The 13,815-nt window shown below is 29.3% G+C and carries 17 protein-coding genes and 2 tRNA genes; 1 reads left to right on the top strand and 18 read right to left on the bottom strand.

Annotated elements, in window-relative coordinates; translation table 11 throughout:
- Nucleotides 1-92: 92 nt before the first annotated feature.
- The 10 genes from DP68_RS08260 to DP68_RS08215 all read right to left on the bottom strand — a co-directional run bounded on the left by DP68_RS08260 (nt 93) and on the right by DP68_RS08215 (nt 10,186).
- Nucleotides 93-731, bottom strand: a complete 639-nt coding sequence (locus DP68_RS08260) for a lactate utilization protein (protein ID WP_035308328.1) — start codon at nt 729-731, stop codon at nt 93-95.
- Entirely contained in the window at nt 703-1,251 is a 549-nt protein-coding gene (locus tag DP68_RS08255) for a GNAT family N-acetyltransferase (RefSeq protein ID WP_052085714.1), read from the bottom strand. The genes DP68_RS08260 and DP68_RS08255 overlap by 29 nt, the downstream gene beginning before the upstream one ends.
- Before the next feature lie 183 nt (nt 1,252-1,434).
- Nucleotides 1,435-1,869, bottom strand: coding sequence for a hypothetical protein (locus DP68_RS08250; RefSeq protein WP_035308327.1), 435 nt, complete (start codon nt 1,867-1,869; stop codon nt 1,435-1,437).
- Nucleotides 1,870-1,958: 89 nt separating this feature from the next.
- On the bottom strand, nt 1,959-4,172 hold the full coding sequence (locus DP68_RS08245) for a YhgE/Pip domain-containing protein (RefSeq protein ID WP_035308324.1): 2,214 nt from the start codon (nt 4,170-4,172) through the stop codon (nt 1,959-1,961).
- Nucleotides 4,173-4,302: 130 nt separating this feature from the next.
- Nucleotides 4,303-4,387, bottom strand: a tRNA-Leu gene (locus tag DP68_RS08240).
- A 71-nt stretch (nt 4,388-4,458) separates the two neighbouring features.
- Nucleotides 4,459-5,001 (bottom strand): lytic transglycosylase domain-containing protein, encoded by a 543-nt coding sequence (locus DP68_RS08235; protein WP_291547959.1) that lies wholly within the window; start codon nt 4,999-5,001, stop codon nt 4,459-4,461.
- 5 nt (nt 5,002-5,006) lie between these two features.
- Nucleotides 5,007-5,606, bottom strand: coding sequence for a dephospho-CoA kinase (coaE, locus tag DP68_RS08230; RefSeq protein ID WP_035308647.1), 600 nt, complete (start codon nt 5,604-5,606; stop codon nt 5,007-5,009).
- Nucleotides 5,607-5,691: 85 nt separating this feature from the next.
- Entirely contained in the window at nt 5,692-8,325 is a 2,634-nt protein-coding gene (gene polA / locus DP68_RS08225; RefSeq protein WP_035308320.1) for a DNA polymerase I, read from the bottom strand.
- A 79-nt stretch (nt 8,326-8,404) separates the two neighbouring features.
- The gene (gene aroC / locus DP68_RS08220) at nt 8,405-9,550 is read right to left on the bottom strand and encodes a chorismate synthase (RefSeq protein WP_035308318.1); all 1,146 of its coding nucleotides are present in this window, start codon (nt 9,548-9,550) and stop codon (nt 8,405-8,407) included.
- A gap of 150 nt (nt 9,551-9,700) precedes the next feature.
- Nucleotides 9,701-10,186 carry a hypothetical protein gene (locus tag DP68_RS08215; protein ID WP_035308317.1) on the bottom strand — a complete coding sequence of 162 codons (486 nt, stop codon included), beginning with the start codon at nt 10,184-10,186 and terminating at the stop codon, nt 9,701-9,703.
- A gap of 213 nt (nt 10,187-10,399) precedes the next feature.
- Here DP68_RS08215 and DP68_RS08210 point away from each other — a divergent pair.
- A tRNA-Leu gene (locus DP68_RS08210) sits at nt 10,400-10,486 on the top strand.
- 106 nt (nt 10,487-10,592) lie between these two features.
- On the opposite strand, the gene DP68_RS19875 is transcribed toward DP68_RS08210, so the two are convergent.
- From DP68_RS19875 to DP68_RS19505, 8 genes are all read right to left on the bottom strand, one after another.
- Nucleotides 10,593-10,814, bottom strand: a complete 222-nt coding sequence (locus DP68_RS19875) for a hypothetical protein (RefSeq protein ID WP_363330949.1) — start codon at nt 10,812-10,814, stop codon at nt 10,593-10,595.
- Nucleotides 10,807-10,947: a hypothetical protein gene (locus DP68_RS19870; protein WP_363330948.1), complete on the bottom strand. Its 141-nt coding sequence runs from the start codon at nt 10,945-10,947 to the stop codon at nt 10,807-10,809. Before DP68_RS19870 ends, DP68_RS19875 begins: the two co-directional genes overlap by 8 nt.
- Nucleotides 10,948-11,020: 73 nt before the next feature.
- Nucleotides 11,021-11,161, bottom strand: a complete 141-nt coding sequence (locus DP68_RS19520) for a hypothetical protein (RefSeq protein ID WP_186430917.1) — start codon at nt 11,159-11,161, stop codon at nt 11,021-11,023.
- Between the two features lie 473 nt (nt 11,162-11,634).
- Nucleotides 11,635-12,069, bottom strand: a complete 435-nt coding sequence (locus DP68_RS08200) for a gamma-glutamylcyclotransferase family protein (protein ID WP_035308315.1) — start codon at nt 12,067-12,069, stop codon at nt 11,635-11,637.
- Between the two features lie 277 nt (nt 12,070-12,346).
- Complete coding sequence (locus DP68_RS08195; RefSeq protein ID WP_035308313.1) at nt 12,347-13,006, bottom strand: DUF4397 domain-containing protein; 660 nt, start codon at nt 13,004-13,006, stop codon at nt 12,347-12,349.
- 158 nt (nt 13,007-13,164) lie between these two features.
- Nucleotides 13,165-13,308: a hypothetical protein gene (locus tag DP68_RS19515; protein ID WP_291547955.1), complete on the bottom strand. Its 144-nt coding sequence runs from the start codon at nt 13,306-13,308 to the stop codon at nt 13,165-13,167.
- Nucleotides 13,309-13,397: 89 nt separating this feature from the next.
- Nucleotides 13,398-13,544: a CPC_1213 family protein gene (locus DP68_RS19510; protein WP_291547953.1), complete on the bottom strand. Its 147-nt coding sequence runs from the start codon at nt 13,542-13,544 to the stop codon at nt 13,398-13,400.
- Nucleotides 13,545-13,660: 116 nt separating this feature from the next.
- On the bottom strand, nt 13,661-13,813 hold the full coding sequence (locus DP68_RS19505) for a hypothetical protein (RefSeq protein ID WP_291547951.1): 153 nt from the start codon (nt 13,811-13,813) through the stop codon (nt 13,661-13,663).
- Nucleotides 13,814-13,815 lie beyond the last annotated feature (2 nt).

Raw genomic sequence — 13,815 nt, 5'->3', positions numbered from 1 at the left:
ATTTCCTTGTTTTATTATACATGATTTGTTAATACTTAGTCAATAAAAGTTAACACTTTTTTTTAAATTATCTGTATATTTTGTTTATTTTTTTAAAATCCTAAGTCTTTGTTTAATATAATAACCTTTATTCTATCATTTCTTTGTTTTTTCATTATTACATAATCGCAACAAATTCTATCATCGCTATTACAATCCATACAATATCCAACTTTTGCGCATGGGGTATTTTTATTTAACTTTTTTGCATTTACAGGAGCTGCAATTTTCTTTACTCTCTGTTCTGCTTCCTTTAAGTCTTTTACTATTTTATTTACACCACATACTACAATAACTTGATCTGGTCCAAAAAGCATAGCTGCTACCCTATTACCATTTCCATCCACATTAAATAATTCTCCATTTTCCGTTATGGCGTTAGAACTACATAAATAAGTATCGGCACAAAAGGCCTTTTTATTAAGTTCTTTTCTTCCCTGAATTGTTAAATTAGAATCATATCTATCTAAAAATGTGAAATTACCGTTTCTTAGATAATCTATTACTCCTGTTTCCAATAAAGTCTCAGAACCTCCTACAGATACTACAGTCCCCTCTTTTATTAACTCATTTAACTTTCCAATTAGTTCTACTTCATCCTGCACTAAAACTGCTTCCATATTATTTCTTTTTAAATTTTCAATAGTTCTTTCTATTAACTTTTCATTTCTCCATTGCATAAATTTGTCCATTATTATACCTCCCTAAGGATTTTTTTAATATAAACATATTGCTTCTTTTATTATTTGCCTTATAAAGTTCTTCGGAAACTCTTATAACTTCGTATCCATTTCTAGTCCAAAATTTCAACTTAGAACCATTCTCTTTTATAATGCGTGTATAAAAATCTCTTACCCCATACTCTTCTTTTAAATAAATACTCAATTTTTTTAAGATTATGCTTCCTATTCCCTTGCTTCTCATAGACTTATTTAAAGAAATAGACCATATCCATGCTTCATGAGGATTCTTAAATTCAACTCTACCTTTTATAATTCCTAAAATCTCATGATTTTCTTTATCATTTATCTTCAAAAAGAACTCATTTTCACTTACATAATACTCCAAAAATTTTTCATAAATATCTCCTACTTCCAATTCTTCCTTCTGTGACCTACATTGATTCTTCAAATAATCGTCTACATATATTACATCCTCTTTTTGTATACTCAAAATAGTCATATTATCTATAGTTAAATTTATATCTAACATTATCCTCACCCCATTTCATACATGATTTTATTACAAATTAGCATGTTTAAATTCATTCAAGGCATTTCATTATTAAACTATTCTACATATAATTTAAATCTCCTTGTATATTACTGATAAAATTTACTTTACTTTTAATCGATTAAAATTAAAATGGCTGCTAAAAAGCAGCCATTAAACTTATTAATCCCAATCTCCCCAGTCATGATCTCTTCTACGTCTTCTTCCTCTACGTCTTCTTCTACGTCTTCTTCTTCCACGTAGTTCACTAAGTAAAAGTATTTCAAGTAAAGGTCTTGGCCCCCACCATATTCCATTAGGGCTTCTATAATCATTTACATCATTTACATCATTTACATCATTTTCATCATCTTTTATATGGCATTTGTCCATTATGTCATCACAAACTTTTTTAACCCAGTCCTTAGATGGACAATATTCCTTACCATATTTATATTCCATAACATTACAATGATACTTTATCATAGGTATAACTTGATTATAAAGCTCAGGATACATTCCCTTTAACTTTTCATCATCTTCATCCCTATCATTTTCTTCTGGCATGTTAGACATAGGCATTCCACAATAGCATAAGTAAGGACATTTATACTGCATATTTCCCCCTAAAATAAATTTCTCACCATTATATATATATGCAAAAGTTTAAAATTTAGTTACAACTTTTAGAAATATTGCGGCGGTTTTTAATGCTCTGCAAGTCCACTTTCTTTGAATTGTAAGATAAACTTTTTCATTATTTTATTTACCTTTTCCTTTAAGAATATTCCAATCACTAAAGATATAACAAAATATACAGATAATTTATATATATTGAAAATTAATAAGTCCTTCAAAATTCCTCCTACAGTTTCCCTCATACCTCCTATAGCATATGTAAAAGGTAACATAGGGTTTATACTCTGAAAGAATGGGGAGGTTAGCTGTATTGGAAATGTGCCTCCTGATGCTGCAACTTGTAATACCATAACTACCATTGCTATAGCTTTACCCACATTCCCAAATACCGAAACCAATGTGTATATAATCATCATAAATATAATACTTGTATATACTCCAAATACTACATATGGAAGTGGCGCTATAACATAAGTTTTAAGCAAGTATAAATTACCTAGAGTCACTACTAGCGCTTGCATAATTCCAATTGTTACAAATGTAAGATACCGTCCTAAAAACTCTTGGGTTGGAGATATTTCTAATCCATCCTCAAAACTTTTTACCTCCACCGACAGTAAAGCAAGTGCAATAAGCCCCCCTACCCATAAAGCAAGTACTGTATAAAATGGAGCCATAGCTGAGCCATAATTAGGTATTGCGAAAAGCTTATTTTCTTTCATTTCTATAGGATTTGCTAAAAACTCACTTTCAGCCTTTGCATCTCTCTTTAATATATTTATGATCTCATTAATTTTTTCATCATCACTTAATCCTCGTAATTTTTCAGCTCTTTCATGCATATCATTTTGAATTCCAGGAAACTCCTCTTTTATTTCCTTCAATCGATCACTTCCCATACCTACTCCATCACTAGCTAGTTGAAGTAAACTATCAATTAAAGGAATATTATCTTGAAAATTTTCAAGCATGACAATGCCGTTACTAGATATACCTTGAAGATCCTTTAGAGAATCATTAATTGCAGGTTCAGTTTCAGTATCAAAGGTGTTAATAATTTCATCTGTAAAATCCATAATATCATCAGCACCTTGAATTGCTGCGCGTATGCTCTCAGGTAAAACCTCATTTCCTTCGTCCATTGTTGTAATTATAGAGTTAATAACTCTCCTTTGGCCTGACATTTCACTTTTAATAGCTGAAAGATTACTAATAAATTTTCTTATAATTTTACTACCATTTTTTGTTATAGTTGTATCAACACTATTAAGTTTTTTATCTAGTGAATTTAGAAGATTTATTTGTGAATTAATTTTTTTTATTCCATCTGAATATATATCACTTACATTATCTAAAATTCTTCTTAACCCTCCACTATTATTTTGAAAGTTATATGCTGAATTTAAAAGCGTTTTAGCCGTATTTGTTGTGTCTTTTAAAAGAGTTAAATCTGACTTAATAGCTGGAGATATATTATCCATAACATTTATTGATTTTCCTAAAGCTTCATCTCCTGTTTTAGCAATATTAATAGTTTTATTCAATGTATCAGATATATTTTTTGTATTGCCCTGTACCTTTTCCATATACTCTTTAAAAACTAATGATCCTGAATAAGCATCATCTATATGTTTTGCAATTTCAGGCATTCTATTATCTATTTCAATAATACTATCTGCAAGTTTCTTTAGTTGAGGCTTATTATTTTCCAATGTAACTCCAAGTTGGTTACTCATAGATAAAATTGTATCACTAGCTGTTTTAATAAATGTTTTTGTAACTTCTTCTTGTAAACTACTTGCTCCTTTTCCAGTAATTTTAGGAGCTATAGCATTTACTTTTTCATTAACTGTATAAATTAGTTCCGATTTTTTAGGACTTTTTTCAGTTACAATAGAAAGCAAGTTCTTTGAAAAATCCTTTGTAATTGTTATAGTGGCATAATACTTTCCCTTTTTTACACCATTTTCAGCTTCACTTGCATTTACAAATTTCCATCCTATATCCTGATTACTTTTTAATTTACTTATCACTTCATTCCCAACATTAATTTTTACGTTTCTAAATTCAGTACCCTTGTCCAAATTCACCACTGCTACAGAAAGATTTTTTGTATTTGAATATGGATCCCAAGAAGCTTCAATATTAAACCACGCATAAAGAGAAGGTAGTACAGTTATGCCAATTATTATAATTATTGCTACATAATTTGTGATTATATTTTTTATATCTCTTTTGTAAATTTTAAAAATCCCTCTTAAACTGTCTTTCAATTTTTTCATAATTTTGCAACCCTTCTTTGATAAAATTAATATTATAAACTCACCCAACTTATTATACTACTCAGTACAATAAATTAAAATAGTAAATGCAAAAAAACTACCTAACTAGTAGGTAGTTTTAAATCCCATCTGGTGCAGATGGCGGGATTTGAACCCGCACGCCCTGTGGACACTACCCCCTCAAGATAGCGTGTCTGCCGTTCCACCACATCTGCAAATCATTATTACTTATGCATTTTTATTATATCAACATCAATGTTAACAGTCAAGTGGCATAGATTAAATTTTATCTTCCATATAAAAACTTATAAATATTATAACTTACCTTAACCTTTTTCACGTACTTATCCGTTTCTTTAAATGGAATATAACTTAAAGTTTCTCCATCCTTTGAATATCTAGTGTCCTTTAGCCACTTTTGTACATTCCCCTTACCACCATTATACGAAGCTAATGCTAAATCAAAATTATCAAACTGCTTAATAAGATCACTTATATACCAACATCCCATATTTATATTATAATCTGGTATAAAAAGTTTTTCTTCACCATGGCCCTTTATATCCATTTTCATAGAAATCCATTCTCCAGTTTCAGGCATGATTTGCATCAATCCTTTTGCACCCTTTGAAGAAACAGCGCCTGGATTAAAACTGCTTTCTGTCCTTATAATTGCAGCTATTAAGTATGGATCCACTTCATATTTATCTGCATATTTATATATACTTTCAGAGTACTTTAATGGATAAAATTTTCTCACTATAGATGGAACTTTAAACAAATAAAATGCTACAACTATTACTAAGATTATTTTTATGACTTTTTTCAAAAAACTTACACCCCCGATTTTATCACTCTCACAAGTCTTTCAACTTGTTTTTTAGTTTCTTCTATAGTAAAGGTATTATCTATTATAAAATCTACTATCTTTCTTTTTTTGTTTAATGACATTTGTGAGTTAATTCTATCCAAAATTTCTTCATATTTTAATTTATCTCTTTCCTTCACTCTTTCAATTTGAGTCTCTCTATCTACCCAAACTAATATATTAAAATCCATACATTCATTAAGCCCTTGCTCTATAAGAGTTGGTGCATCTACTACACATGCCATTTCTCCCAGCTTTTCATATTGATTCATTTGATCAAATATTTCTTTTTTTATATACGGAATTATAATTTCTTCATACTCTACCCTTTTTAGTGGGTTTTTAAATATAAAGTTCCCAAACTTTCTTCTAATTAGCTCTCCATTTCCATCTATAAATTCCACTCCAAATTTTTCTTTAATAGTTTCAATAATTACGGGATATTCCTTTAAAACCTCTCGTGCTATAATATCTGCATCAACTATAGGTATACCCTTTTCTTTTAATAAGGAAGATATGGTAGTTTTTCCACTACCAATCCCTCCAGTTAATCCAATTCTTAGCATATTGCCATTATACCTTCTTAAGCACTCTGTTTTCAACTGGTAAAAACTATATAATCTGATATTTTTCCCATCTTCATTTAGTTCTCTACTTTGCATCATACCAGCTTTCTCCTTCATGCATATCTACTTCTAACGGTACATTAAGAGGCATTACATTTTCCATGGAATTTTTCACAATTTCTCTTACCTGTTCTAGTTCACTTTTTTCCACATTTAATATAAGTTCATCATGTACCTGTAAAATCAGCTTACTCTTTAATTTACTTTCTTTAAGGCTATTGTATACCTTAACCATAGCCATTTTTATAATGTCTGCAGCACTTCCCTGTATTGGAGTGTTCATGGCTAACCTTTCGCCTAATGCCTTTACCATCTTTTTAGAGTCTGCTATTTCAGGAATATGTCTTCTTCGATTTAATATAGTTGTTACATACATTTCCCTATGAGCCTGCTGTATAGTTTTATCCATATACTCTTTTACCTTAGGATATCTATCAAAATAGGCATCTATATATGCTTTTGCTTCTTTTCTGGAAATCTTTAAATCTTGAGCTAGGCTAAAGTCCCCTATGCCATATACTATTCCAAAGTTTACAGCCTTAGCATTACTCCTCATGGTTGATGTTACTTCACCTAAAGGTACCTTAAATACTTCTGAAGCAGTTTTTGTGTGGATATCGTCATGATGTTTAAAAGCATCAATTAAATTTTCATCTTCAGAAATATGAGCAAGTACTCTTAGCTCTATTTGAGAGTAATCCGCAGATAATAATAGTGAACTTTCATCTTCTGCTACAAATACCTTTCTTATCTCCTTACCCATTTCATATTTAATAGGTATATTTTGAAGGTTTGGCTCTGTACTTGAAAGCCTTCCTGTAGTAGTTACTGTTTGATTAAATGTTGAATGTATTTTCTCATCCGTATCAATCACATTTTTAAGTCCTTCTACATAAGTTGAATAAAGCTTTGTAAGCTGTCTATAATATGTTATCTTTTCTATAATAGGGTGTTTATCGTTAAGCGCTTCTAAAACTTCTGCATTAGTAGAATAGCCCGTTTTTGTTTTCTTTATTACAGGTAAATCAAGTTTTTCAAATAGTATTTTCCCAAGCTGTTTTGGTGAATTTATATTGAATTCTTCATCAGCCACAGCATAAATTTCCTTTTGCATTTTATCTATTTCTATCTGAAACTTTTCTCCTATTTGTTGAAGCATTTCTCTGTCAACTTTAAATCCTTCTTGTTCCATAAAAGAAAGTACTTTGACTAGCGGTAACTCTACCTCATAATAAAGCATATCCATATCTAGTGACTTTATTTCATCTCTTATTTCTTCGTATAAATCCTTTAAAGCTGAAACTTGTCTTATAAATTTTTCTTCACCATCTGCTCTTATTTCACGCTTTAAGTAGTGAGGAATTAAAACATTTAAATTATAGTCACTTCTTGAAGGCTCAATTAAATAAGCTGCTATCTTGATATCAAATATTACATTTTTAAAATCTACTCCCCATTTATTTAAAACCACATAAGGAGCCTTTACATCATAAGATACTTTTTTAATATCCTCTGATTCTAAAATATATTTAAAATCTTTTAAAAACTCTTCTTTACCCTGTAAATTTTCTATATTTATAGCATAATTTTTATCTAAAAAGTTTATGTATATATCTTTTATATTTACTAAGGAATAAGTACTTTCATTTTCTGTATTAAATAACAGAAATAATATTTCCTTCTCCTTATTATCGTCTATATTATTTATAAGACTTTTTAATTGATCATTGTTATGTATTACGTTAAATTCAATTGTTTCTTCTTCAAGTATTTTATTTTCTTCCTTTTGTTCATAATATATTTTATCTAGCAATGATTTAAACTCCAAATCCAAAAACATCTTTCTTATAGCTTCTGCATCATAATTTTCATTGGATTTTATAGAATCTAAGTCTATTTCAATCGGAACATTGCACATTATTGTAGCAAGTTTTTTACTAAATATAGCCTGCTCACTATTTTCTATAAGGGATTCCTTAATCTTTTTCCCGCTTATATTTTCAGTATTATTTAGTACATTTTCTATGCTGCCATATTCCTTAATAAGTTTATAAGCAGTTTTTTCTCCAACACCAGGAACTCCAGGGATATTATCAGAGGCATCTCCCATAAGCCCTTTTACATCTATAAATTGCTTAGGTGTAACACCATACTCCTCAATCATTCTATTTGCATCATATATCTCTTTTTCTGTAATTCCCTTTTTAGTCAAAACTATTTTTATGTTATTACTTGCTAACTGAAGTGCATCCCTATCTCCTGTAACAATATAAACTTCAATCCCTTGTTCTTCTGCCTTACAAGATAACGTTCCTATCAAATCATCCGCTTCAAATCCTTCTATTTCAAATATATTTATGTCAAATTTACTTAAAAGTTCTTTGACTATAGGAAATTGCTCTGCAAGCTCTGATGGCATCTTTTTTCTTCCTGCTTTGTACTCTTTATATTCATTATGTCTAAAGGTGGGTGCAGCTTTATCAAAGGTACATACTATGTAATCTGGCTCTATTTCCTCTTTCATTTTTAAAAGCATATTTGTAAATCCATATACAGCATTTGTATGAATGCCTTCTCTATTTGTAAGTAGTGGTAATGCATAAAAGGCTCTATTCATAAGACTATTCCCATCTAAAATTATCAGTTTCTCTTTATTCAATTAGTTCATCTCCCTTATTTTAAAATCCTAATCTCTACTCACTATCCTAATAACATTTATGATTGTAATTATTATCTATCTACCTTAAATATACGGTTTCTCTATAAAAATTTATACTTCTTTTAAGATCATAAAATTCATCTGCCGGAAACTTATTTAAAATTTCCTTTAGAATTTCAAAGGCAACTATATTTTCAAGTACTATTGAAGCTGGCACTACTGCGCACACATCTGATCTCTCATATCTAGTTTCAGTATTTTTTCTTTTTCTAAGGTCTATGGTTCTTAAATCCTTTTTTACAGAAGAAATAGGTTTTATAAAGACCTTGGCCTCTATATTTTCACCATTGGAAACTCCTGCTTCTATTCCTCCTGAGTTATTTGAATATCTTTTTATATTATTGCCATCATAATATATTTCATCATTAAAATTACTTCCTCTGCGATTTAAATCTAGTCCATTTCCAAATTCTATTGCCTTTACCCCTTGGAGAGACATAATCGCATAGCTTAATATCGCATCTAGTTTTCTGTCCCATTGAGTATAGCTTCCTATCCCTAGCGGTACTCCTTTTACAGAAATCTTCACACTTCCTCCTATAGTTTCTCCTTGCTCTTTGCATATGTCTATCTTTTTCATAAAGTTTTTTGACATTTCTTCATTGTAACATCTAACTGGACTTTTTTCTATTTTCTCATATATATTATCGTCAAACAAATCAATTTCTTCTTCATGAAAGTTTCCTATGCTATGTACAACACTTCTAACTTCTATGCCAATACTCTTTAATATAAGTTTACACATTGCTCCAACAGCAGTTCTTATAGTGGTTTCTCTAGCTGAGGTTCTTTCAATAACATCTCTTATATCTCCTGTGCCATATTTAAAATACCCAACCATATCTCCATGCCCAGGCCTTGGCACAGTTATTCTATCCTCAGGCCCCGCTTTAACCTCTAATATATGTTTCCAATTTTCATAGTCTTTATTGTATACTGCTAAAGTTATTGGATTTCCCGTAGTTTTATCTCCCCTAAGTCCTGTGATAATTTCTATTTTATCATCCTCAAGCTCCATTCTTTCTCCACGTCCATATCCCTGTTGCCTTCTTTTAAGTTCACTATTTATAAAATCTATATCAACATCAAAATTAGATGGAATTCCATCTATTATAGCTAAAATCATCTTTCCGTGGGATTCCCCAGCATCTAAAAATCTCAACATAATTATCTCTCCTAAAATTTACTTTGGTAACTATATATAGTTTACACATTTTTAGCCAAAAAATCACCCACAAAAAAAATTGCCCTTAGGCAATTTATTAAAATATACTTAAATCAGGTTCCCTTGTAAAAAAGTGAGAGTATCACCTTCTCATTTAAATTGATAATATTTTTCATTAAGTCGTTCCAATCCCTTTATTTGTTCCTTCTTTTGAACAATCATTGTATTTAATACCATATATGTACTTGTATTAATATCTTCTTGTTTTTGAACAATTTTACCCTGAATATATATATATAGTGATAAAACATCCTTTTGAAAGTCCAGAAAATATTTAGATATGCTTTTAGTATTAAAAGTATTTAGCGATCCCATTTTGTTACTAAATTCATGTATTGAAAAAGATATTTTGTCATATATGTTAAAATCAATTTCCTCCATATCTGTTTTCTTTATTTCTTTCTTTAAAGCATTAATAAATGTTATACTCTTATCTAAATTTTTCATGAATACCTTTATAAGAACATATATTCCTGCATTATTTTTCATCTTTTCTAATTCAACATCACATATATTTTTCTTTTTCTCTATTACATAGATTATTTTATCTAATAAATCTAATGCTGTATATCCCAATCCAATATCACCCCAAACTTTAAATATTATCTTAATGACTAACTCCGCACAAAAATATAACTAATTATCCATTTGCTAAATATTATCGTCTATATATTAAACAACTAAAGCTAAAAAATAGTTATCTAATTATATAAATAAAACTTTATATAGACTTATCTCTAAATATTGTTGACTTATAACCCTATATATGGTATTATTGATATACGATATGCCGAAGTGGTGGAACTGGCAGACGCGCCGGACTCAAAATCCGGAGGTAGCAATACCGTGCGGGTTCGATTCCCGCCTTCGGCACCATAAAACGCACTTTAGATTTAATCTAAAGTGCGTTTTTCTTTTACATAAGCAATACTTTTATCATTTTTAACAACTATATTTTCTGTTATATTACTAATTAGGGATACTATAATGTTTGTTTTACAGAGTTAATCTTTATTTCTCCAGCTGCCCTTGCCCATGGATACTTTTGTTTAATTAAATCAAACACTTTCCCTTCCTTTATAAAGCACATGGTTCCATTGATTAAAACCCCTGTGCCTTGGCCTTGAAATCCTTGAACTTCTCTGCTTCCCATTGTAACTTCAACTTTATTATTTTTTTCTATATTAGCTTCAGTTTCATTCATAAAGCCAACAGGAAATAATAACTTGTATGTAACTGTTCCAAGTATTTACTAAATGTACCTTACCCTCTCCTTGTGTTGCAATGGCAACTACCCCCTCATATTTTAATACTTCTTTCATTTTTTCGGGAATCATATTTATGCCCTCCTTAATTATTCAATTTCATTATATTTTCTTGCTATTTATATTTCGTATTTATTTATATTTATTATTTATTTTCTTTCCTTATTTCTTTATATTTTGACTTATTCTTATCTTCAGGATTTATATATTCGTAATCTCCCCTTTCATTTTTTCTAATTCCCAGTGAAGCCATTTGCTTTTGAGTAAAACTGCGTTTGTTAACCATTATAGTTACTCCCTTCTATAATCAAATTTAATTTATATAAAAATACTTGTTAAAAATAGTTTTGCCTAGAGTTAAGATTTAATTCTTGCTCTCGATGTATGAAGAAATATTCCAATAATATTTCTTCATACATAATGTTTAAAGCTTCAAAATATGGACATAATTAAGGTATAAAATAAATTGTCCCCGACCCCCTATAATATATAAAGGATAGACTAGACCCCTTTCTAGCTCTATCCTTTTGTATTTACAAAGTATAGATGACTTTTAGAAAATAACATTTCTTATATAGTTTATATCTTATTTACGCGTCCTGAAAAAAACTAATTTATGACACAAATGCTAAGGAGGATAAATCTAAAAATTTATCCTCTCATTAACAAACATATATCTATGCTTAAACAAAAAATCACATAAATTTCTTAACACACTGTTAATTTAATTATAAATACCTATATGTTTGCTTTTTATCTTCATTCCTCTTTCATAAACTTTCTCCAATCTCCATGTGGTACTTCTTCATGTCGATTTTTAAGTTCATATTCACTTTCTTCATTATACTTATAGGTATATGCTTTAACTTTTCCGCTTGTACCTATAAGTTCTACTTCTAGTATAACACGATTATACTCATTTTCATTATTATCCTCTCCATAATAATGTTCCATTTCATCCATTTCTTCTACTGTTTTTTCATAATCTTCTATAGTAACTAATTCCCCATAAACCCATTCATCACCATCAATCATTGCTGGATATCCTTTATTCGCCAAATGAAATAACTTTCCTTTTGTTTTAGCTTCATGCTTTGTTAAAACCTTTCCCTTCAAATATATATCGTGATTATAAAATCCTTCTGATAAACTTCCATAAACAAACAATGGAAGTTTTTCCCTTGGCCCTAGCATAATCTCACTCCCTCAATTCTTATATATTTATCATAAACTACTAATTTATTTTTCTCTAAATTTTATTGTTTATACCTAATCTTTAGTTCTATACTTAACTTTTCATTTTTAAAAATCGAGGTACTTTATCACTATTAATAAAAGTAATTAATATTTAATATAAAAAAAAAATTACGAAGCAACTTTTAATTTATAGTTAATAGCGAATTCTTTATCTATTAACTATAAGTAAATTACTTCGCAACCTTACTAGCCTATTTAGATACTAAATCAGCAGTTATCTTCCAATGTAAGAGCATCCATCTAGTGGTATGAGCACTTGAAGAGGTGGTTCCGCTCCTACTAAGCCTACTGCATAAATAGTATATGCTCTATTAGGCTTTAATCTAATGTTGGGAACAGTTAAAACTATACTTTCAGTTCCTGTTGGTCTTACCTGTACAGTATAAATACCTGGATTTATAGCAATATAATTTGTTGTATCCTTATATCCTACATTTTCAAATAACTTAGTTCCATTTGGCAATATAATATCAACATTAGGAGCATTAGGAGACAAATGAACAAATCTTATCAGAGTTTTACTAGGATTAATAGTCGCCATATCCGATACAGCATATAATTCTATATTAGGCAATTGCCCAATTGCTGCTACTGTTAAAATTTTATTTGCTGGTATATTCACATTGGTATCTACTACAGGATTTGTTTTTGTACCACTTGGATAAATTTTAATGTTATATCTACCTACTGGTAATTGAAAATAGGGAGTAAACTGTTGATAGCTAATTCTCTTTATAATTAAATTATCATTAGCATATATGTCTACCATTGGAGCATTAGGAGAAGCATGAAGCACCCTTACAAAAGAATTAGGTTGTAATTGTTCTTGTCTATAAAAATAAGGATCACACATTTCATACGGACAATAAAGCATACATTAACACCTTTCTTAAAATATCTCACCTTAATAAAGTATGAAACATTTATTAAAAGTGTTCACAAAAGTTATACACTGACTTTTTTAATAATTAATATAAAGGCAACCAGTAGAGTATATTTACTCTACTGGTTACCAGCTACTAACTTTAGTTATTAGAATCTATTAGTGATTTCTCTTTGTATTCTTCCTATATCTTTTTCTCTTAAATGAGTTTCTGTCCTTATTTCTTTATGGGTTTTTCCATCTATAAGCATTTGCCTTGCCCTTTCTTTTAATTGTTCCTTATTTTCATTCATTTGTAATCACTCCTTAAATTTCAATATAAACATATTTTTTCAGCAAATTTAACATTGAATTTCATCCTAATATTTTCAAAGTATATATTTTAAAAATCATTTTCTGGATATGCTTTAGGATCTTCAAAAACTGCTCTAGCACTTTCTGCTTGAGGATCATGTTTTATATTCTTTTTCTTAAAATGACCATCTTGTTTTTTGTTATTTTTAGTATATCTCATTTTATTATTAGACATAAAAACAACTCCTTTCTGTACCCATATTTTTTGTACAAAAAGGAGTTTTATACCTGGCTATTAATTCATGTTTTAGATTAAACATCTCAATAAGTCAACATGTACTTAAATTAATTTTAATTTATATTAGTTGTTTTGTTATCTGGCAAATTTATAATTTCCCCTTCATAGAATTTGTCCAAGAATTTTTTAAGTATTTCTATTATTATTCCGTCTTCTCTCAAACAAATTATATGTTCATTTGTTTTGTAACTTATTAATGCCTTCATAT

Source organism: Clostridium sp. HMP27, assembly GCF_000765165.1.
In the GTDB taxonomy this organism is placed as follows: domain Bacteria; phylum Bacillota; class Clostridia; order Clostridiales; family Clostridiaceae; genus Clostridium_AK.
Note: the sequence above shows the minus strand (reverse complement) of the source record. Positions and strands in the feature narration are given on the sequence as shown.